The organism is Paenibacillus sp. LC231, from assembly GCF_001860525.1.
Classification (GTDB): domain Bacteria; phylum Bacillota; class Bacilli; order Paenibacillales; family Paenibacillaceae; genus Paenibacillus_AQ.
Map to the genome: position 1 here is coordinate 91,918 of NZ_JFOM01000049.1, position 19,252 is coordinate 111,169.

General features: G+C 51.6%; 17 protein-coding genes. 14 read left to right on the top strand and 3 right to left on the bottom strand.

Translation table 11 applies throughout. From position 1 onward, the window contains the following. Window positions 1–48: 48 nt before the first annotated feature. The 9 genes from urtB to AK95_RS26020 all read left to right on the top strand — a co-directional run bounded on the left by urtB (window position 49) and on the right by AK95_RS26020 (window position 10,226). The gene (gene urtB / locus AK95_RS25980) at window positions 49–954 is read left to right on the top strand and encodes an urea ABC transporter permease subunit UrtB (protein WP_071222813.1); all 906 of its coding nucleotides are present in this window, start codon (window positions 49–51) and stop codon (window positions 952–954) included. 15 nt (window positions 955–969) lie between these two features. Beyond that, on the top strand, window positions 970–2,058 hold the full coding sequence (gene urtC / locus AK95_RS25985; protein WP_071222814.1) for an urea ABC transporter permease subunit UrtC: 1,089 nt from the start codon (window positions 970–972) through the stop codon (window positions 2,056–2,058). Continuing rightward, window positions 2,033–2,872: an urea ABC transporter ATP-binding protein UrtD gene (gene urtD / locus AK95_RS25990; protein ID WP_071222815.1), complete on the top strand. Its 840-nt coding sequence runs from the start codon at window positions 2,033–2,035 to the stop codon at window positions 2,870–2,872. Before urtC ends, urtD begins: the two co-directional genes overlap by 26 nt. Continuing rightward, window positions 2,850–3,545 carry an urea ABC transporter ATP-binding subunit UrtE gene (urtE, locus tag AK95_RS25995; RefSeq protein ID WP_071222816.1) on the top strand — a complete coding sequence of 232 codons (696 nt, stop codon included), beginning with the start codon at window positions 2,850–2,852 and terminating at the stop codon, window positions 3,543–3,545. Before urtD ends, urtE begins: the two co-directional genes overlap by 23 nt. Before the next feature lie 266 nt (window positions 3,546–3,811). Beyond that, complete coding sequence (gene araA / locus AK95_RS26000) at window positions 3,812–5,299, top strand: L-arabinose isomerase (RefSeq protein ID WP_071222817.1); 1,488 nt, start codon at window positions 3,812–3,814, stop codon at window positions 5,297–5,299. A gap of 101 nt (window positions 5,300–5,400) precedes the next feature. Beyond that, window positions 5,401–6,489, top strand: coding sequence for a GntR family transcriptional regulator (locus tag AK95_RS26005; protein WP_071222818.1), 1,089 nt, complete (start codon window positions 5,401–5,403; stop codon window positions 6,487–6,489). 94 nt (window positions 6,490–6,583) lie between these two features. Further along, window positions 6,584–7,273, top strand: a complete 690-nt coding sequence (gene araD / locus AK95_RS26010) for an L-ribulose-5-phosphate 4-epimerase (RefSeq protein WP_071222819.1) — start codon at window positions 6,584–6,586, stop codon at window positions 7,271–7,273. Between the two features lie 39 nt (window positions 7,274–7,312). Then, the gene (locus AK95_RS26015; protein ID WP_071222820.1) at window positions 7,313–8,983 is read left to right on the top strand and encodes a ribulokinase; all 1,671 of its coding nucleotides are present in this window, start codon (window positions 7,313–7,315) and stop codon (window positions 8,981–8,983) included. A gap of 61 nt (window positions 8,984–9,044) precedes the next feature. Beyond that, window positions 9,045–10,226, top strand: a complete 1,182-nt coding sequence (locus AK95_RS26020) for a sn-glycerol-1-phosphate dehydrogenase (protein ID WP_071222821.1) — start codon at window positions 9,045–9,047, stop codon at window positions 10,224–10,226. Window positions 10,227–10,482: 256 nt separating this feature from the next. Here AK95_RS26020 and AK95_RS26025 read toward each other — a convergent pair whose 3' ends face one another. After that, the gene (locus tag AK95_RS26025) at window positions 10,483–11,400 is read right to left on the bottom strand and encodes an ArsR/SmtB family transcription factor (RefSeq protein WP_071222822.1); all 918 of its coding nucleotides are present in this window, start codon (window positions 11,398–11,400) and stop codon (window positions 10,483–10,485) included. Window positions 11,401–11,822: 422 nt separating this feature from the next. On the opposite strand from AK95_RS26025, the gene arfA reads away from it, so the two are divergent. The 5 genes from arfA (at window position 11,823) to AK95_RS26050 (ending at window position 16,933) form a co-directional block, all read left to right on the top strand. Further along, complete coding sequence (gene arfA / locus AK95_RS26030; protein ID WP_181469944.1) at window positions 11,823–13,310, top strand: arabinosylfuranosidase ArfA; 1,488 nt, start codon at window positions 11,823–11,825, stop codon at window positions 13,308–13,310. A 158-nt stretch (window positions 13,311–13,468) separates the two neighbouring features. Next, the gene (locus tag AK95_RS26035; RefSeq protein ID WP_071222824.1) at window positions 13,469–14,797 is read left to right on the top strand and encodes an ABC transporter substrate-binding protein; all 1,329 of its coding nucleotides are present in this window, start codon (window positions 13,469–13,471) and stop codon (window positions 14,795–14,797) included. Window positions 14,798–14,875: 78 nt separating this feature from the next. Continuing rightward, window positions 14,876–15,769 carry a carbohydrate ABC transporter permease gene (locus AK95_RS26040; protein ID WP_071222825.1) on the top strand — a complete coding sequence of 298 codons (894 nt, stop codon included), beginning with the start codon at window positions 14,876–14,878 and terminating at the stop codon, window positions 15,767–15,769. Between the two features lie 2 nt (window positions 15,770–15,771). After that, window positions 15,772–16,605: a carbohydrate ABC transporter permease gene (locus tag AK95_RS26045; RefSeq protein ID WP_071222826.1), complete on the top strand. Its 834-nt coding sequence runs from the start codon at window positions 15,772–15,774 to the stop codon at window positions 16,603–16,605. A gap of 112 nt (window positions 16,606–16,717) precedes the next feature. Beyond that, window positions 16,718–16,933 carry a DUF2905 domain-containing protein gene (locus AK95_RS26050; protein ID WP_071223055.1) on the top strand — a complete coding sequence of 72 codons (216 nt, stop codon included), beginning with the start codon at window positions 16,718–16,720 and terminating at the stop codon, window positions 16,931–16,933. 184 nt (window positions 16,934–17,117) lie between these two features. Here AK95_RS26050 and AK95_RS26055 read toward each other — a convergent pair whose 3' ends face one another. Next, a complete protein-coding gene (locus AK95_RS26055) occupies window positions 17,118–17,987 on the bottom strand; it encodes a YitT family protein (protein WP_071222827.1) in 870 nt (289 codons plus the stop codon). A gap of 17 nt (window positions 17,988–18,004) precedes the next feature. Further along, window positions 18,005–19,249: a cation:proton antiporter gene (locus AK95_RS26060; RefSeq protein ID WP_071222828.1), complete on the bottom strand. Its 1,245-nt coding sequence runs from the start codon at window positions 19,247–19,249 to the stop codon at window positions 18,005–18,007. Between the last annotated feature and the right edge of the window lie 3 nt (window positions 19,250–19,252).

Genomic DNA, 19,252 nt, shown 5'->3' on the forward strand with positions numbered 1-19,252 from the left:
CATGCATGGATGGCCTTCGGGCTATTTCGTGAAAGGAGGTTCACCCGGATGGAAATGACGATTCTGCAAGTGTTTAACGGACTCAGCGTCAGCTCGATCCTATTATTGATTGCTCTTGGCTTAGCGGTGACGTTCGGCTTGATGAATGTCATTAATATGGCCCATGGCGAGCTGATCATGATCGGTGCTTACTCAACGTACGTCACGCAAGGTTTGTTTACCGCGTATATGCCGAAATCCTGGTTCGACACCTATTTCATCGCGGCTTTGCTTGTATCGTTCTTGGTTGCAGCGGCCGTCGGATGGCTGCTTGAAATGGTGCTTATACGCCATCTGTACGGCAGGCCGCTGGATAGTCTGCTCGCCACATGGGGCGTCGGGATGATGCTCCAGCAAATCGCAAGATTCATCTTCGGCGCGCCGAATGTGGCTGTTACCAGCCCGTCCTGGCTAAATGGCGGGCTGGGGATCACTTCAAGCATCGTCCTTCCATACAAGCGGCTGTTCATCATCGTATTGGTGGCCGTCGTGCTGACAGCCATGTATCTCTATATTTATAGAACGGTCCAAGGCCGAAGAATGCGGGCGGTGATGCAAAATCGAAGCATGGCCGGGTGTCTCGGTATTTCAACCCGACGCGTGGACGGCCTGACGTTTGCGATCGGCTCGGGCATTGCCGGCATTGCCGGCTGTGCGTTGACACTGCTCGGCCCGATCGGTCCCTCGATAGGAACCTACTATATCGTCGATGCTTTCATGGTGGTGGTCCTCGGCGGCGTTGGGAAATTGATCGGCACGGTTGCCGGGGCACTGGGCATCGGCGTGTTCAATACGCTGTTTGAGACTTACACTTCGGCATCCATCGGCAAAGTGCTGGTATTCGCCTGCATCGTGGCATTCCTGCAGTGGAAGCCACGCGGGCTCGTTGCACTACGAACACGCAGCCTGGATTAGAGAGGAGGGGATGGTATGGTGCTGAAATGGTTGACAGGAAACCCCGGCAGCCGATCGAAACGGATGATGTGGAGCGCGGTACTGCTCCTGATGTGTATGGCACCTTTGTTCACGACCCCTTTTCGCCTCGGATTGTTGACGAAATTTTTGGCTTTGGCGATCCTGGCGGTCGGGCTTGACCTGATCTGGGGCTATGGCGGCATTCTAAGCCTTGGGCACGGCGTGTTCTTTGGATTAGGCGCTTATGCCATGGCCATGTATTTGAAGCTGGACGCCAGCGGCGCGTCCCTGCCTGACTTCATGGGATGGAGCGGAGTAACGGCGCTCCCGTGGTTCTGGGAGCCGTTCCGATCGTTCCCCGCAGCCTTGCTACTCGGGATGCTGCTTCCGGCCCTGCTTGCGTTGATACTCGGATTCTTTACGTTTCGCAACCGGATCGTCGGCGTGTATTTTACGATTCTGACGCAGGCTCTGGTCATGATTGTGGTTACGCTGTTTGTAGGCAAGCAGGAGTGGACAGGGGGCACGAACGGGCTTACGGGATACAATTCCATTTTGGGTTTTAATCTGAACTCTCCGTCAACGAAAATCGGGTTGTATTTTATTACGCTTGCCGCTTTGGCAGGAGCCTATATTCTGTGCCGAAGAATTGTGAACAGCAGGGTGGGCCAGGTGCTGGAAGCCTCCAGAGATGGGGAGAACCGGGTGCGGTTTCTGGGTTTTGACCCTTCCCGTTACAAGACCTTTGCCTTTGCCGTATCGGGCGGTCTGGCCGGGCTTGCAGGCATGCTGTTTGTCCTTCAGGTCGGCATTATTTCGCCGTCAATGATGGGCATCGTTCCATCCATTGAAATGGTGCTCTGGGTCGCTCTCGGCGGCAGGGGAACGCTGATCGGCGCTATTATTGGCGCCGTGCTGCTGAACGCAGCCAAGACCGGGATCAGCGAGGCTTATCCGGAAGGATGGCTGCTTGTATTGGGTGCATTATTTGTCATCGTTGTTGTGTTGATGCCAAAAGGATTGACCGGATTGTGGAGCAAGGTGGTTTCGTCATTATCTCGAAGAGGAGGGACTGTGCATGCAGCCATACGCGAAGAGAGTTGATATGCCGCTAGCTGTCCATGGAGAAGTCAGGGACATCGGTATTCCCCCCATCGTGTTGTCCGCGGAGAACATTACGGTCACTTTTGGCGGGTTTGTGGCAGTAAACGGCATGAATCTGGCACTGCGTCAGCATGAGCTGCATTTTCTGATCGGCCCGAACGGCGCGGGAAAAACCACGATGCTGGACGTGATCTGCGGGAAAACAAAGCCTGCCGCAGGAAAGGTGCTGCTTGGGGACGGACAGGAAATCACCAGAAAGCGGGAGTATGAAATCGCCCGTCTCGGTGTGGGGCGAAAATTTCAAGCGCCGTCGATATTTCCAAACTTGAGCGTCAAAGAAAACCTGGAGCTGACAGTCGATCCCGATCGAAGCGTGTTCCGTGCGCTGAAGGCCAGGAGAAATCGGTGCACCACGTTCGAGATGAAGAAGGTTCTGGAGTTGATCGGGCTGCCCGATCGGCTACACGTTCGGGCAGGCTCTCTGTCGCATGGAGAGAAGCAATGGCTGGAGATCGGCATGCTGCTGCTTCAGAAGCCGCGGCTTCTGCTGCTCGATGAGCCGGTAGCGGGGATGACGGACGAGGAGACGATGAAGACCGGCGCGCTCCTCCAGCGTATCGCCAAGGAATGCTCCGTCGTTGTCGTTGAGCATGACATGGAGTTTGTGCGCTCTTTTGCCGCTAAGGTTACCGTGATGCATGAAGGGAAACTGCTGAAGGAAGGCTCCATGCAGGAGATTCAACGCGATCCGCTGGTAGCCGAGGTTTATCTGGGAAAAAGGAGGGAGGCGAATGCTCAAGCTGCAGGGCATTGAATCGGGCTACGGGGAGAGTCCCGTCCTCCGCGGCGTATCCATGGTTGTCGACCCGGCGAAGGTCGTATGTCTGGTAGGGCGCAACGGCGTCGGCAAAACCACGCTCATGCGGACCCTGACCGGGCAGCTGAAAATCCGACAGGGACGGATGACTCTTGGCGAGCAGGAGGTTACCGGCTGGGATTCCGTAAAAAGAGCGAGAGGCGGCATCGGATATGTTCCGCAAGGGCGCGAGATTTTCCCCCAGCTTACCGTGATGGAAAATCTGCTGCTCGGACTTGAGCCAATCGTGCCGAGGAGGAAGGCATTCCCGGAGGATGTGTTAGCCCTGTTCCCAATGCTGCCCCAAATGTACCACCGTCAAGGTGGTGATTTAAGCGGTGGTCAGCAGCAGCAGCTAGCCTTTGCGAGGGCGCTCGCCTCCAGACCCAAGGTTCTGCTGCTCGACGAGCCGACTGAGGGGATCCAGCCTTCCATCGTGGAGGAAATTCAAGACGTGATCCGGGGGATCAAAGCCAAAGGGGAAACGTCGGTCATTCTGGTGGAGCAGAGCATCGAGTTTGTCCGGAGCGTAGCCGACTATATCTATGTCATGGATAAAGGTACAATTGTTGCCGAAGGGGTACAGGATGCTATCGATATGGAGCAGTTCGAGCATTATTTGACGGTCTAAGGAAGAGTATTCATTCAAGTTCATTGGCGTTTGGAGGTAAATGATCATCATCATTTGAATAAATAGAAGGTTGTCTCTGTAAGGGTTCGTTTTTTCCACCTGCAGGGGCAGCTCTTTTTTTTATTTTTGATCTTGCTATTTTTGAGATGCGGGGTTAGAATGTGAGTGATTCAACTTGTACGTACATTTATAAGTATATTGATAATGATTGTATATAGGTATGTACAAGTTAGTGAGCAAGCATTCATACAGGAGGCGTTATTATTATGAAATTGAAACCGTATTCTTTTTGGTTCGTCACCGGAAGCCAGCACTTGTATGGTCCCGAAACGCTGGAGCAGGTAGCTGAGCATTCCCGCATCGTGGCAACGGAGTTTGATAAAGATCCTGTATTTTCCTATCCCATTGTGTTCAAGCCGATCGTAACGACACCCGATGAAATATACAACCTGATTCTTGAGGCTAACAACGATGAGTCCTGCGCAGGGATTATGACCTGGATGCACACCTTCTCCCCGGCCAAAATGTGGATTGCGGGGCTAGCCCAATTGCAGAAGCCGCTTCTTCATTTCCATACCCAATTCAACCGGGATATCCCTTGGGAAACGATTGATATGGACTTTATGAACCTCAACCAGTCTGCGCACGGTGATCGCGAGTATGGTCATATCGGTGCCCGTCTCGGCATTGCCCGCAAGGTGGTTGTGGGCCATTGGGAAGACGGGGAGGTTCGCGACAGCATTGCCGGCTGGATGCGGACTGCCGCGGCCTATGCCGAAAGCCGCAGGCTGAAGGTGGCCCGCTTCGGCGATAATATGCGCCAGGTGGCGGTAACCGAAGGAGATAAAGTAGAAGCGCAAATCAAGCTTGGCTGGTCCGTGAACGGTTATGGCATCGGCGATCTTGTACAGTCCATGAATGAAGTCGGCGATGATGAGGTAAAAGCCCTCTTGAATGAATATGCCGAATTGTATTCGATAACCAAGGAAGGGCTTAGCGATGGCCCCGTACGCGATTCCATTGCGTACCAAGCACGGATCGAGATTGCGCTTCGTCGTTTCCTCGAGGAAGGCGGCTTTGGCGCATTCACGACGACCTTTGAGGATCTGCATGGAATGAAGCAGCTTCCTGGACTCGCCGTACAGCGTCTGATGGAGTCGGGTTACGGCTTCGGCGGGGAAGGGGATTGGAAAACAGCTGCCCTGACCCGTGTATTGAAGGTGCTTGCGGGCAATAAAAGCACTTCCTTCATGGAGGACTACACCTATCACTTCGAGCCGGGGAATCATATGATTCTTGGATCGCACATGCTGGAGGTATGTCCGACCATCGCATTGGATAAACCGACGCTGGAGGTTCATCCGCTCGGGATTGGAGGTAAGGGGGATCCGGCACGTCTCGTGTTTAACGGACAGGACGGCCCAGCTGTGAATGCTTCCCTGGTCGATCTGGGCCATCGCTTCAGACTGCTGGTGAATGTGGTGGATGGCGTCAAGGTTGAACAGCCGATGCCGAAGCTGCCGGTCGCCCGTGTGCTGTGGAAACCGCAGCCATCCCTTCGCGAGTCTGCGGAAGCGTGGATTTTGGCTGGCGGAGCGCATCATACCGTCCTCTCTTATGCTATGACGGCAGAGCATTTGAGCGATTGGGCGGAGATGGTCGGCATTGAAACGGTCATTATTGATAAGGATACAACGATACCGCGCTTCAAGAACGAGCTCCGTTGGAGTGAAGCCGCATACCGTCTGCGGTAACTGGTTCTGTCGGCATTCCCCTGGCCTGTGTTACAATAGCGAGATAACTTAGGATTGCAGGTGATCCTAACATAATGAGTGCGTGAGGCTAGAGGTGAATGATGAATAATAGACGGATACCCAAATATATTGTATTAAAAAACGAACTGCTCTCCTGGTTTGAATCCGGAAGGCTTCAAGCAGGCAAACAGGTTCCTTCGGAGCATGAAATCGCCGACCAGTTCGGCGTAAGCCGCCAGACGGTCCGCCAAACGTTCGGCGAGTTGGAGAAGGAGGGCTGGCTGGAACGGATCCAGGGCAAAGGGACGTTCGCCAGAAATCCCGACCGGCGGGAGAGTGAGCAGGTTAAGACGATCGGCATCATTACAACCTACATCTCGGATTATATCTTCCCGCATATCGTTCGGGGAGCGGAGGCGGAGCTGCGCAGCAAGGGATATCGCCTGCTGCTCTCCAGTACCGATAACAACAAGGAGAAGGAGATGGAGAGTCTTCAGCTCATGACCAGCCAGCCGCTCAGCGGGCTCATTATCGAGCCGACCAAGAGTGCGGAGGGGAACCCGAATTTGACGTATTTCCTGTCCCTGCAGGAGAAGGGAATTCCGTTTTTGATGATCAATGAGAAGTATCGGGAGCTGGAATGTCCTTGTCTGAAGCTTGATGATGAGCTTGGCGGATACAAGGCCGCACGTCATTTGATCGAGAACGGACAACAAGCGATAGCCGGATTCTTCAAGCGGGATGATCTTCAAGGCGTGAACCGGTTGAAAGGCTTCTTACGTGCACATCGCGAGGCTGGAATTCCCGTTTCACCGGAGCGGGTGGTTACGTATACAACGGAGCAGAAGGGAAGTCTTCCGTATGATCAGGCCATCCAGTTGCTGAAGCAGCCGGAGGAGCAGCGACCGACGGGGTTTGTATGTTATAACGACGAGCTGGCTGTATCTTTAGTGGAGGCTGCCGGGCAATGCGGACTGCAAATTCCGCAGGACGTGTCCATGGTCGGCTTCGATGATTCGACGCTTGCCGTTGCTTCCGGCGTGAAGCTGACGACGATGACCCACCCGAAAACAGAGATGGGAATCATGGCGGCCAGACAATTAATTAGTATGATTGAGTTTCATACCGTTATAGAGGATACGGTGTTTCAGCCGGAGTTGGTGGAGAGAGAATCGGTGAAGAAACGGTAGAGAATAAGGGAGTAAAGGGTCCGAGTTTCGGACCTTTGTCTGCCAACTTGTACGTACAACTATTTTTTTCAAATATAGAGAGGAGCGGTTGTTCATGTTGGAGGATTTAAAGCAGCAGGTGCTGGAGGCGAATCTGGAGCTTCCGAAGCACGGACTCGTTACCTTTACATGGGGAAATGTCAGCGGCATCGACCGTGAACGTGGACTGTTTGTCATTAAGCCCAGCGGTGTGCCCTATGAGGATTTAAAAGCGGCCGACATGGTCGTTCTGGATTTGAAGGGAAATGTCGTTGAAGGGGATATGCGTCCCTCCTCCGATACCCCGACTCATCTGGTCCTATATCAGAACTTTAAAGAGATCGGCGGAATTGTGCATACCCACTCACCATGGGGAACGAGCTGGGCTCAAGCCGGACGTGCGCTTCCTGCCTATGGAACGACGCACGCCGACTATTTTTACGGAGAGATTCCGGTTACACGGCCCATGACCCGCGAAGAAATTGAGGGGGCCTATGAGCTGGAGACGGGCAACGTCATTGTCGAGCGATTCGCGGACCTGGATCCGAACATGGTACCCGGTGTGCTTGTCCATTCGCATGCGCCATTCGTGTGGGGCAAGGATCCGCATAATGCGGTGCATAATGCGGTAGTGCTGGAGGAGTGCGCCAAGATTGCAGCCCGGATGCAGCAAATTAATCCGGAAACCGAACCGATGGATCAGACGCTGCTGGATCGCCATTTTTTGCGGAAGCATGGAGTTAATGCCTATTACGGTCAAAAGTAACGATTGTCATTCATGATTTCATCTGTAGGAGGAAATGAGATGGGGAATAAATACACCATTGGTGTCGATTACGGAACACAGTCCGGACGTGCGGTGTTGGTTAATTTGGCTGACGGGCAGGAAGTAGCGGATCATGTTACGCCTTACCGGCATCATGTTATCGATGAGTTTTTACCAGGTTCCGGTAAGAAGCTGGAGCACGATTGGGCGCTTCAGCATCCGGGGGATTATCTGGAGGTTCTGAAGGTATCCGTGCCTGCCGTTATTCAGCAATCCGGCATTGATCCGGCGGATGTGATCGGCATCGGCATTGATTTTACGGCTTGCACCATGCTGCCCGTTGACGAGCTTGGGGAGCCGCTCTGCTTCCAACCGGAGCTGGCCGACCAGCCGCACAGCTGGGTTAAGCTGTGGAAGCATCATGCCGCCCAGCCTGAAGCAGACAAGATCAACGCGATTGCCGCTGAGCGCGGAGAAGCCTTCTTGCCCCGCTATGGCGGGAAGATTTCTTCCGAATGGATGATTGCCAAGGTCTGGCAAATTCTTGATGAGGCACCAGCGATCTATGAACGTGCGGACCGATTCCTGGAAGCGACCGATTGGGTCATTTCCCAAATGACCGGCCAGATTGTCCGCAACAGCTGTACGGCTGGTTACAAGGCGATATGGCATAAACAAGACGGATATCCAAGCAAGGAATATTTTAAGGCGCTGGACCCCCGGTTGGAGGATCTGACCGATACGAAGCTGCGCGGAGAGGTCCGTCCCCTCGGCAGCAGCGCAGGCGGTCTTACTGAGAAGATGGCGGAGATGATGGGCTTAACTCCAGGGATTGCCGTGGCCGTCGGCAACGTTGACGCTCATGCCGCGGTGCCTGCGGTCGGTGTCGTCACACCGGGCAAGCTGGTGATGGCGATGGGCACATCGATCTGCCATATGCTGCTCGGTACCGAAGAGAAGCAGGTTGAAGGGATGTGCGGTGTCGTCGAGGATGGCATCATTCCCGGATTATACGGTTATGAAGCCGGGCAATCGGCAGTAGGCGATATTTTTGAATGGTACGTCGAGGAAGCACTTCCCGCGTATGTAAAGGAAGCTGCGTCCGAGGAAGGAATCGGCGTGCATCAATGGCTTGAGCGAGAAGCGGCTGCCTATAAGCCGGGTCAAACCGGATTGCTTGCACTGGATTGGTGGAACGGCAACCGTTCCGTGCTGGTGGATACGGATCTGACCGGGCTGATATTAGGGATGACCCTGTTGACGAAGCCGCAGGAAATCTACCGTGCCTTGCTTGAGGCGACGGCATTCGGCACGCGCAAAATCGTGGACGCTTTTCACGAGAACGGTGTCGCGGTGGACGTCCTCTATGCTTGCGGCGGACTGCCTCAAAAGAACCGTCTCTTGATGCAGATTTATGCGGATGTGACGAATCGCGAAATTATGGTGGCTGATTCCAAACAGACGCCGGCGCTTGGTGCCGCGATGTTCGCTGCAGTCGCTGCGGGCGAGGCGCAGGGCGGGTATGATTCGATTATCGATGCCGCCGAGAAGATGGCACGGGTGAAGGAAGAGACCTTCAAGCCGATTCCGGAGCATGTGGAAGTGTATGAGCAGCTGTATCAGGAATACAGCAAGCTGCATGACTATTTTGGCCGGGGCGAAAACGACGTGATGAAACGGCTGAAACGAATTAAGCAATCGGCTGAATAGGCCCTGTCAGACTAGAAGCCTGAATAAATACGGCAGGATGGGATGAAGGAGAGGAACGAACGTGACGGATTACTTGAACGATGCAAAAGGTTTAATGAACCGGATTAGGGAGCTGCAGCCGACGTTCCGCGGGTTAGAAACCATGGTGCTTGAGCCCGGCGCTGTGCAAGACGTGCCTTCGTATCTTAAACGGCAGGCCCTCAGTTCACCAATCGTTGTTGCAGATGCGAATACGTATGAAGCGGCGGGTAAAAAGCTGGTGCAGAGCCTGGAAGCCGATGGTCAGAAGCCCCGGCTGTGCCTGATTCAGCCAGATGAGCAAGGCGACGTTGTCGCGGATGAACGCTCCTTGATGCAGCTGTTTATCGAAGTGGAGCCTGAAGGGACAGGATGCCTGATCGCTGTGGGGTCCGGGACCATTCATGACATTACGCGCTTTGTGAGTCATCGGAGCGGCAAGCCGTTTATCTCGGTACCTACGGCACCTTCGGTCGACGGCTTTACTTCGGCGGGAGCGCCGATCGTGGTCCGGGGAGTCAAGCAAACCTTTGCGGCCACGGCTCCGATCGCGATATTCGCCGATCCGGACATTCTTGTGAAGGCACCGCAGCCGCTGGTAGCGGCAGGCTTTGGCGATATGCTAGGCAAATATACATCGCTGCTGGATTGGAAATTCTCTTCGACCACGGCCGGCGAGCCCTATGATGAACAGGTGGCGGCCATTACGGAGAAGGCGCTTGAGGCTTGCATTCAGCATGTGGAGGCGATTGGCCAGCGCACGGAGGAAGGGATTCGCATTCTGATGACGGCTTTAATCGAGTCGGGTATCGCGATGCTGCTGTTCGGTCAGTCCCACCCTGCCTCCGGGGCGGAACATCATCTGTCGCATTATTGGGAGATGGAGTACTTGCGCCGCGGCAACCGGGCCCTGCTGCATGGTGCCAAAGTGGGGGTGGCCTGCAGCGAAATATCGAGCCTTTATCACGACGCGGCCGATAAGGGCATGTATCCTCATGCCGAGCCTGCACATTGGGAGACATATAGAGAGCAGGTTCGGGAGTGGCTGCGTAAGGTCCCTTCGAAGGAGGAGATCGCCGAGCTGCTGCGGCAAGCCGGAGGTCCGTCAACCCTGCAGGAGCTTGGCATTGATGACGAGCTGTTCCGGGAGAGTCTTCAGGAGGCGCACACGCTGCGCGACCGCCATACCATTTTGAGGGCATTGAACGAGGCCAAGGTTGGTTAGAAAAGACGGGACAGTCCATGGAAGTGGATGAATCATGAACTGTAATCGTTCAATAAAACAGTGAAGTTATCATTCTTGTTCTTAACACAGGCATATGATGGTATCTATGAAAAAGGGGCCCTTTATGATCGAATGATCATGGAAAGCCCCTTTTTGTTGAAATCCTATGTGTCTCAAAGCATTCAAATAACGTATCATAATCCATCGGTTCTTGTACGCGTGAGGCTTGTATTCCACCGATACCGCTAATTCCCTCTTAATCTTCCTTCACATCATACAGCACGCGAGCCAACAGGTCCTGGCTGTAGTTGCCGAAATGCTTGCCGTAAATCGTTAAACCGCGTTTATTAACAGATCGCTCGTTAACGGCGATCCTGAAGGTGAGCTCGCTCTTGTAATCAAGCTGAATCTGGTTCAGACCGACATCCGAAATGCGGCATCCATCGATAAAGCTGCCTTCCTTGTTAATCCGGATCAGCTTCAACATGCCGTATTGATTCAAATGCGGCGGCCACCATTCCGGGTTGAAGGTACCCCGTTTGTCCCCGAAATCTCCCGGACTTGTCCAGCTGCCAATCTCGATCCCGTTAACGTAAAAGAAAATGTCCGATGGATAATTGTCGCAATATCCCGGCGCCTCGGAGCCAAGCTCTAGAGAGAATTGGATCTCGCGGAACGATTGGTTGGACTTCAAATAATTCGGAATCCGGTATTCCAGGAAACCTTCGGTAAGCCAGATGATCTCCGAGTTGATCCGCTCCGGATCGGCAAAATAACGCGGATCGTCAAAATCTCCGATAATGCTGTCCTTGGTCGCAAGCCCGCAGGTCGGGATAGCTTGATAATCGCTGTAATGGCCAACCTGAATCTCCACCTCGTACAAGTTATCAATGTCCTTGCTGCGAAGATCAACCATGAGGGTATCTTTATTCAGGTAGCAGATTTTCTGAATGCCATGCTTCCCCCCAGTCGTATTGATTTCGATCAGGCCGCTATCTTCCAATTTCTTGATATGCATGGTAATAGCGCCATTGCTGAGATTCAGCCTGTTCGCGAGATCGTTCAGGTTCAAGCTTTGGTTCTTGGCCAGCAGTTCCAAAATTTGAATGCGAATTTCCGAGCTGAGCGCTTTAAAAATATCAAGCCCGCTCATTAAATCTTTAATGTAGATCATCTTATCTCAAACCTTCTTCCGATTAGAGGATTATATAACGATGGTAATAGGTAAAGACTTTTATTTCAAATAATTATAAATCAATATGAGCGCTAAATAAAGATGTCATCTAATTCTTCATGAATTTGATTGAAAAATAACAATTTGAATAGTTAAAAATCATTTTGTTTGAAATTATTATGAAAATAATAAATCGAGACATACGAAAAAGTGGTGATTTTGAGCAGAACCAAACGATTTTTTAGGGAGGAAAACAATTCATTTCTAATTTATATAAATCATTTTATATTTATATATTTACAGCCGACCTCTCATATGATATTTTATACATGAAAACGAATTCATTCAATATTATTTGAATTGTTTCATAATTATATCAACGGAAGGTGAAGGACTTGGCAGCTGAGAAATTGAAAGCACGTATGATCGTGGATAAGTCGTTTCGGATCGCGCAAGTTGATAACCGTATTTATGGTTCGTTCATTGAACATCTGGGCCGCGCTGTATATGGCGGGATTTACGAACCCGGCCATGAAACCGCGGATGCAGGCGGCTTTCGTAACGACGTGAAGGAACTGATCAAGGAACTGGATGTCCCGATTATAAGATATCCCGGCGGGAATTTTGTATCGGGTTATAACTGGGAAGATGGCGTAGGTCCTGTTGCCGAACGGCCAAAGCGGCTGGAGCTGGCCTGGAGAACGCTGGAGCCGAACGATGTCGGCACGAACGAGTTTATATCCTGGGCCAAGGAAGTGGGCTCGGATGTCATGATGGCCGTGAATTTGGGTACTCGGGGGATCGACGCCGCCAGAAATCTGCTGGAATACACCAACCATCCCGGAGGCACATACTGGAGTGATCTAAGACGCAGTCATGGTTATGAACAGCCGCACAAGATCAAGACCTGGTGCCTTGGCAACGAGATGGATGGACCTTGGCAGATTGGGCATAAGACCTCGACGGAATACGGCCGGCTTGCGCTGGAGACGGCAAAAGCCATGCGGCTTGTCGACCCGACCATTGAACTGGTTTCATGCGGAAGCTCGAGCACGGGGATGCCGACATTCCCTGAATGGGAAGCCGTGACGCTGGATCATACGTACGAGGCAGTGGATTACATATCGCTGCATCAATATTACGGTAACCGCGATAACGATACCGCCAACTATCTGGCCCTTTCCCTGGATATGGATCACTTTATTCATACGGTCAAATCCACCTGCGATTACATCAAGGCTAAGAAACGCAGCAAAAAGACGATGTATCTCAGCTTCGACGAGTGGAATGTCTGGTACCATTCCAATGACGCCGACAGGCAGATTGATCCATGGAGCATTGCTCCGCCGCAGCTGGAGGATGTGTATAATTTCGAGGATGCCATTCTTGTCGGCAGCATGCTGATCACCTTCCTGCGCCACGCAGACCGGGTAAAGATGGCTTGCCTGGCACAGCTCGTCAACGTAATCGCGCCGATTATGACCGAGAACGGCGGCCGTTCTTGGAAGCAGACGATCTTTTATCCGTATCTGCATGCTTCCAAATTTGGCCGGGGCGTATCGCTGCTGCCAATCGTCGAGTCACCGAAGTATGATTCCAAGGATTTTACCGATGTTCCGTATCTGGACAGCGCGGTTGTTCATAACGAAGAGGATGAAGAAATTACGATCTTTGCCGTGAATCGTCATCTGGAGGAAGCATTGGAGCTCGAATGTGATGTGCGCAGCTTTGAAGGCTACCGGCTGTTGGAGCATATCGTGATGGAGCATGAGGATCTCAAAGCGGTGAATACCGCATCCGAGGAAAGAGTCAAGCCTCATCATCAGGGTGGAGCTAAGCTTGATAATGGCATGGTTACCGCAAGGCTTGGTAAAGCATCATGGAACGTTATTCGCTTGAAAAAAGCTTAAGGAAATTCAGGGGCGGTTGAACCATGGACCGCCCCGTCTCCCAAATACTCATATCAAATTACACACATTATGAAAGCGCTTTATTTCTGGAGGGTGGCAGAAGTACGATTTTTGAAGTGTAGGTTTGTATGAACGAACATTAAGGGAGGTCCAGTAGGATGATGAAAAAATGGATGGTTGTATTCATGGTGTTATGTTTGACGTTGTTTCTGTGGGGGTGCGGTAAATCAAACAATGCCGGCGGCGAAACCTCTGTTCTGGATGGAGGGGCAGGGGAAAGCGCTACGGAGCTGTCGTATTGGACGTTTGTTGAGCTGCACGGACAGCATTTCGAGAAAATGCTGGGTAAATGGAACGCTGAGAATCCCGAACGCCAAATCAAGCTGAACGTGACGGTCATGCCGTATGACGACATGCATAACAAATTGTCTATTGCGGTTCAATCGGGGACAGGGGCACCCGACATTGCGGATATCGAGCTTGGGAAGTTTCCGGATTTCCTGTCCGGTACGCCGCAGTTAGAACCGCTCAATGACGTGATTGATCCATACCGGGAGACCATCGTCAAATCCCGAATTGACCTATACAGCAAGGAAGATGTGAACTACGGCATCCCGACCCATGTTGGCGCATCCGTTGCCTTCTATAATACCGAGATTTTGGAGGAGGCCGGGGTCAACTATGAGGATATCGTAACTTGGGAGGATTTCAAGCAGGCGGGAATCCAGGTGTATGAAAAAACAGGCAAGTACATGGGAACAGCCGATACAAGCGCAGCCTGGCAAGCTTCTATGCTATTGGCGCAGCAAGGTGCGGATCTGACGGACGATTCCGGCAATCCGATCGTGAACTCGGAAGCGATGGTGAAGGCGATGACGCTGCTCAAGGACTTGCAGGATAACAATGTCATAGCGACCATTGCCGGCGGCCAGCCTGATACTGAAGAAGCATATGGAGAGTTTAATGCAGGAAATTACGCTACGGCTTTTATGCCGCTATGGCAAATGTCCAGATACACCAACTACATGTCCGACTTGTCCGGGAAAATAGCCATCGCGCCGATTCCGGTCATTGAAGAAGGAATGCCAAGATCGGTTGGCGGCGGCGGCACCGGCACGGTCGTTACCAAGACCGCAAAAGACGTACAGTTGGCGAAAGACTTTCTGGCATTCGCCAAGCTGTCCCTGGATGCCAATAAAGAGATCTGGAACACGCTGGGATTCGATCCGGTTAATATGGACGTTTGGGATATGAAGGATGTTACGCACAATGCCGAGAATCAGTTCGTGAAATATTTTGTCAATAACCCGTTTGATGTGTTGAATGAGATCCGGGATGAAATCCGGTTAATCAAATCGACCTCCGCATCGCCTACCATCAACAACGTCCTGTGCACCACGACCTTCAACGAGATTTTTGAGGATGGCAAGGACATTACCGAAGCTCTGAACGATGCCCAAAAGCAAATTGAACAGGAATTGAAATGACTCTCGCTCATACGGTACAAAAACGAAGAGCTGCTCATGGATTCGTCGGTGAGCGGCTCTCATTAAAGGAGTAGAATCATGATTAAAAAATTTCTGTACTCGCAAAAGGTTGCTCCTTACGTGTTTGTCCTGCCCTTTATTCTGGTATTCCTCATATTCTGGGTGTTTCCGCTGGGCAGCTCGTTTAGCATGAGCTTTCAGAAGACGCAGCTCGGGCAGGAGGCGGATTGGATCGGCTTGGCTAACTACGGGAAGCTGATGGGGGACGGCGTCTTTCTGAAGGCGGTGACGAACAGCGCGATATACATGATCCTGACGCTCCTTATTCTCATTCCGTTTCCCATGCTGTTCGCTGTACTGATCAACAATAAGTTTATGTGGGGAAGAGAGTTTTTCAAGTCATCCTTTTTCTTCCCGGCACTGACGTCGGTTGTTGTAGCAGGCACCATTTTTCGGCTGATGTTCGGCGAGATGGAAGGGTCGCTCATTAACAGTATACTGGGGTGGTTCGGGATCGACCCGGTGAAGTTTCTGAAGGGACAGGTTACCGGTTATATTGCTCTGGTAGCTCTTGCCACATGGCGGTGGACGGGAGTGAATATGCTCTATTTTTTATCGGGGCTCAAAAACATCCCGGGCGAATATTACGAGGCGGCATCCATCGATGGGGCTTCGGCCTTTCAGAAGTTTACCAAAATCACGATGCCTTTGCTGAAGCCGACCACGATTTATGTGTTAACGATCAGCATTTATGCGGGGCTTGCCATGTTTATCGAAAGCATGATGCTCTGGAACGGCAACAACTCCCCGAAAAATATCGGCCTCACAATCGTTGGTTATCTGTACCGTCAAGGCATTGAGAAGAACAATCTGGGTTATGCGGCCGCTGTAGGGATTGTGCTGCTGGCAATCACCATGCTCATTAACCTGACGCAGCTAAAGCTCTCCGGCATGTTCAAGAAGGAGGATTGAGGATGAGAAGAGAAACGCTGGTCAAAATAATCCTCTTCATTTTGTTCTCCATACTTTGCTTTTTAATCCTGGTCCCTTTCTACGCCGTCACCATTGCCTCGTTTAAACCCGGCGAGGATTTGATCCGGTATGGACTGAATTTGAAATTTGACCTGTCGGTGATGAGCCTGGACAATTTCACCTACCTGTTTACGGGCGACCACTCCTACTTCATGTGGTTTTTTAACTCCTTGCTCCTTACGGTGGTGCAGGTTACGTTAACCCTGCTGGTCAGCGCAACCGTTGCCTACGGGTTTGCAGCCTACGATTTCATCGGCAAGAACTTCTTGTTTATCTGCGTGCTTCTGATTATGATGGTTCCTTTTGAAATTCTTCTTCTTCCGCTATACTCCCTGACGTACAACCTGGGCCTAATGAATTCATACTCGGCGATTGTCCTGCCGGGGATCGCAAGCGCGGCCACGATTTTCTTCTTCAGGCAGTATTTAAGAGGGGTTCCAAAAGAAATGATTGCGGCAGGGCGGGTGGACGGCGCGACGGAATACGGAATCTATATGCGGCTGATCCTGCCTGTGATGAAGCCATCCTTCGCTGCTATGGCGATCCTGAACGGCATGAACAGCTGGAACAACTTTCTATGGCCGTTCATGGTGCTCAGTGACGATAGCAAGTATACCCTTCCGATCGGATTGAAGACGCTCTTGACTCCTTACGGGAACAACTATGATTTATTAATTGTCGGCTCCTTCTTCTCGATCATTCCGATCTTTATTTTGTTCATGGCCTTCCAGAAGTATTTTATCGACGGAATGACGGCGGGGGCGGTGAAAGGATGATCGCTTGATTGACAGGAAAGCCCGACCTTGCAGGCGGCACCCCAAATCCGCTATGATACAAGGAAACACGCGTGCTTACGTGTTTGATTTGATGAATGAGGTGACCGTACCCTTGCATCCTGTAACTCGGGCTCTATTATGGATAGGTGGCGCTCTAATTGTGATCGGGCTGCTGTGGCCTGTCATTGGACGATTTGTCGGCCGGCTGCCAGGTGACATCGTGGTGGATAAACCCCATGTCAAAATTTATTTTCCGATTGTAACCTGCCTCGTCATCAGCGTGGTGGGCTCGTTGATTCTGTTTCTGATCCAGCAGTTTCGTAAATAGCAGGGATGTCATCAGAAAAACGTCTATCGACTTACTTTCTTTAGAAGACAGACAGCGGTTAGGGGATGTTTTTCTTGCGATATCAGGAAGGCTTAAGCTTCGGAGTTTATACTCCTGATATCTTAAAAAACCAGGCCGGCTAGGGCAAACCCTTAGCCGGCCTGGTTACATGTTAGAGAGAAACTTACTTCTGAATGATGGTAATCTCGGCATTCGGATCCAGGCTTCTCACGATGGATTTGAACCTGGGCATCTCCAGAATGTGAACCCGATAGACCAGCTGCATCGAACCGATGGTGTCACCATCATGCATAGCGTCATCTTTCGTGTTAGGAGCCTGGGATTCATACCCCATGATGGCTTTCATGCTGTGTCTGATTTCCGCTTCGCTCACGCTGCGAATTCGGACCTCTCGTTTAAGCGGAAGGCTTGAAGTCGTAATACGTCCGGTCTCCAGCGCCATCAGGCATGCGATTGCAGAGTACATCGCTCGTTCCCAGCCGAGCAGCAGTCCGGCCAATGACAGTACGAATGTATTGACCATGATATGGACGTATGGCAGCTTTAAACGGGTTAACAGATGTGACATCTGCTGCGGCATCTTGGGCATTTGGAGTGTGTCCAGGACGACGCCGTAACGAAGGCCGAGTCCGATGCCCAGCCCAAGGATAATGCCGCCGATGCCTGCGCTCCCGATGTTGCTGTCAATGAGAGCGGGAACCGGAAAAAACAGGATCGAGCATACGGAAAAAGTAAGCAGCCCGACGGTGGCAATGACGGCTTTTTCCCGGTTGGACCTACGGTAGGCCAGCAGGAGCAGAGGCAGGTTTAATGCAAACAGAAACATGCCGGTATGAAGTCCCGTCAGATGCGAAGCGAGCGCAGAGATTCCCGTCACGCCTCCCGCGATGATGCCGCTGGGAACAAGAAATAAATCTAAACCGAATGCCGCTATCAGGCCTCCGATGGCAGCCATGCTCATTCTTCTTCGTGTACTTGCCTTATTTACGACCTTTTGCGGACCGTTCGTTACCCGGACCGGGGCTTGAACCATAGGCAATGTACCCTCCTTTATCCGCTAGCACTTTCATCCTTTAGCTTCGGTTTAACCGGTTTCTTCTCCTTATAGTCTTTAAATTTAATGATTTTGTTCAAGAAGTTATACACATGCTTGGACTCCTTGGTGAGCAGCGGTCCGAGTATGGCCAGTATCAGCACATACAGTGCTGCGAACGGCTGAATGAAGGTTGCAAGCCCGCCCGCTTTCCCCATATTCGCGAGAATAATGGAGAATTCTCCGCGGGATACGATGGTCAGACCGATATTGGAGGATGCTTTGGAGGACAATCCCGCACTGCGTCCTGCAAGCATGCCTGCAATAAAGTTGCCAAGGAGCGTGATGATCACGGCGATCAGCGATAACCACACAGCTCCGCCAAGCTCGGAAGGTACAATCGTTAAACCGAAGCTAAAGAAGAATATGGCTCCAAAGAAATCACGGAATGGTAATATCAAATGCTCAATGCGTTCACGATGCTCTGTCTCAGCCAGGACAAGCCCGACGAGCAGAGCGCCGATGGCCTCGGCGACATGAATCGTCTCGGCGAATCCTGCGAGGAGGAACAACGCGCCAAAAACAACTAAGGCAAACAATTCGTTCGACCGTATATTTAATGCTTTATTCAGAAGCGGTACGGCTTTACGGCCGATAATAAGGACAAGCAGCATAAATCCGAGGGCGATCACCGCAGATAACAGTACTCCGCCCAGCGATGATGATCCGCTCAATACGAGACCGGACAGAATAGAGATATAGACAGCCAGGAAAACATCCTCGAACATGATAATACCAAGAATCATCTCGGTTTCGGGATTCGCCGTTCTTTTCAGGTCAACCAGCACCTTCGCTACGATCGCGCTTGAGGAGATGGTGGTTATTCCCGCAACAATGAGTGTTTCCGCCACGGGGAATCCGGAAAAGATCCCGATCATCAGTCCAAGCGTAAAGTTAATGGCAATATAGATGCTGCCGCCAACAACGATGGACTTCCCTGATTTGATTAACCGGCCGACCGAGAATTCAAGGCCAAGATAGAACAGAAGGAACAGCACGCCGATGCGACCCATAAAGTCGATGAATGGGGCACTTTCTATAAAACGAAAATCGAATGATCCAAAATGAAAAGCATGTGGCCCTACCGCCATCCCCACCAGAATGTAGAAAGGGACGACGGAAAACCGGAGTTTAGCTGATAGCAACCCCGCCAGGGCGATCAGGAAAATCGCCAGTCCAACTTCTAAAACCAAATGATCCATTCA

What these genes read in the sequence shown, in the direction of transcription:
- urtB (WP_071222813.1), top strand. Translation starts at nt 49, where the DNA reads ATGGAAATGACGATTCTGCAAGTGTTTAACGGACTCAGCGTCAGCTCG.
- urtC (WP_071222814.1), top strand. Translation starts at nt 970, where the DNA reads ATGGTGCTGAAATGGTTGACAGGAAACCCCGGCAGCCGATCGAAACGG.
- urtD (WP_071222815.1), top strand. Translation starts at nt 2,033, where the DNA reads ATGCAGCCATACGCGAAGAGAGTTGATATGCCGCTAGCTGTCCATGGA.
- urtE (WP_071222816.1), top strand. Translation starts at nt 2,850, where the DNA reads ATGCTCAAGCTGCAGGGCATTGAATCGGGCTACGGGGAGAGTCCCGTC.
- araA (WP_071222817.1), top strand. Translation starts at nt 3,812, where the DNA reads ATGAAATTGAAACCGTATTCTTTTTGGTTCGTCACCGGAAGCCAGCAC.
- AK95_RS26005 (WP_071222818.1), top strand. Translation starts at nt 5,401, where the DNA reads ATGAATAATAGACGGATACCCAAATATATTGTATTAAAAAACGAACTG.
- araD (WP_071222819.1), top strand. Translation starts at nt 6,584, where the DNA reads ATGTTGGAGGATTTAAAGCAGCAGGTGCTGGAGGCGAATCTGGAGCTT.
- AK95_RS26015 (WP_071222820.1), top strand. Translation starts at nt 7,313, where the DNA reads ATGGGGAATAAATACACCATTGGTGTCGATTACGGAACACAGTCCGGA.
- AK95_RS26025 (WP_071222822.1), bottom strand. Translation starts at nt 11,400, where the DNA reads ATGATCTACATTAAAGATTTAATGAGCGGGCTTGATATTTTTAAAGCG.
- arfA (WP_181469944.1), top strand. Translation starts at nt 11,823, where the DNA reads ATGATCGTGGATAAGTCGTTTCGGATCGCGCAAGTTGATAACCGTATT.
- AK95_RS26035 (WP_071222824.1), top strand. Translation starts at nt 13,469, where the DNA reads ATGATGAAAAAATGGATGGTTGTATTCATGGTGTTATGTTTGACGTTG.
- AK95_RS26040 (WP_071222825.1), top strand. Translation starts at nt 14,876, where the DNA reads ATGATTAAAAAATTTCTGTACTCGCAAAAGGTTGCTCCTTACGTGTTT.
- AK95_RS26045 (WP_071222826.1), top strand. Translation starts at nt 15,772, where the DNA reads ATGAGAAGAGAAACGCTGGTCAAAATAATCCTCTTCATTTTGTTCTCC.
- AK95_RS26055 (WP_071222827.1), bottom strand. Translation starts at nt 17,987, where the DNA reads ATGGTTCAAGCCCCGGTCCGGGTAACGAACGGTCCGCAAAAGGTCGTA.
- AK95_RS26060 (WP_071222828.1), bottom strand. Translation starts at nt 19,249, where the DNA reads ATGGATCATTTGGTTTTAGAAGTTGGACTGGCGATTTTCCTGATCGCC.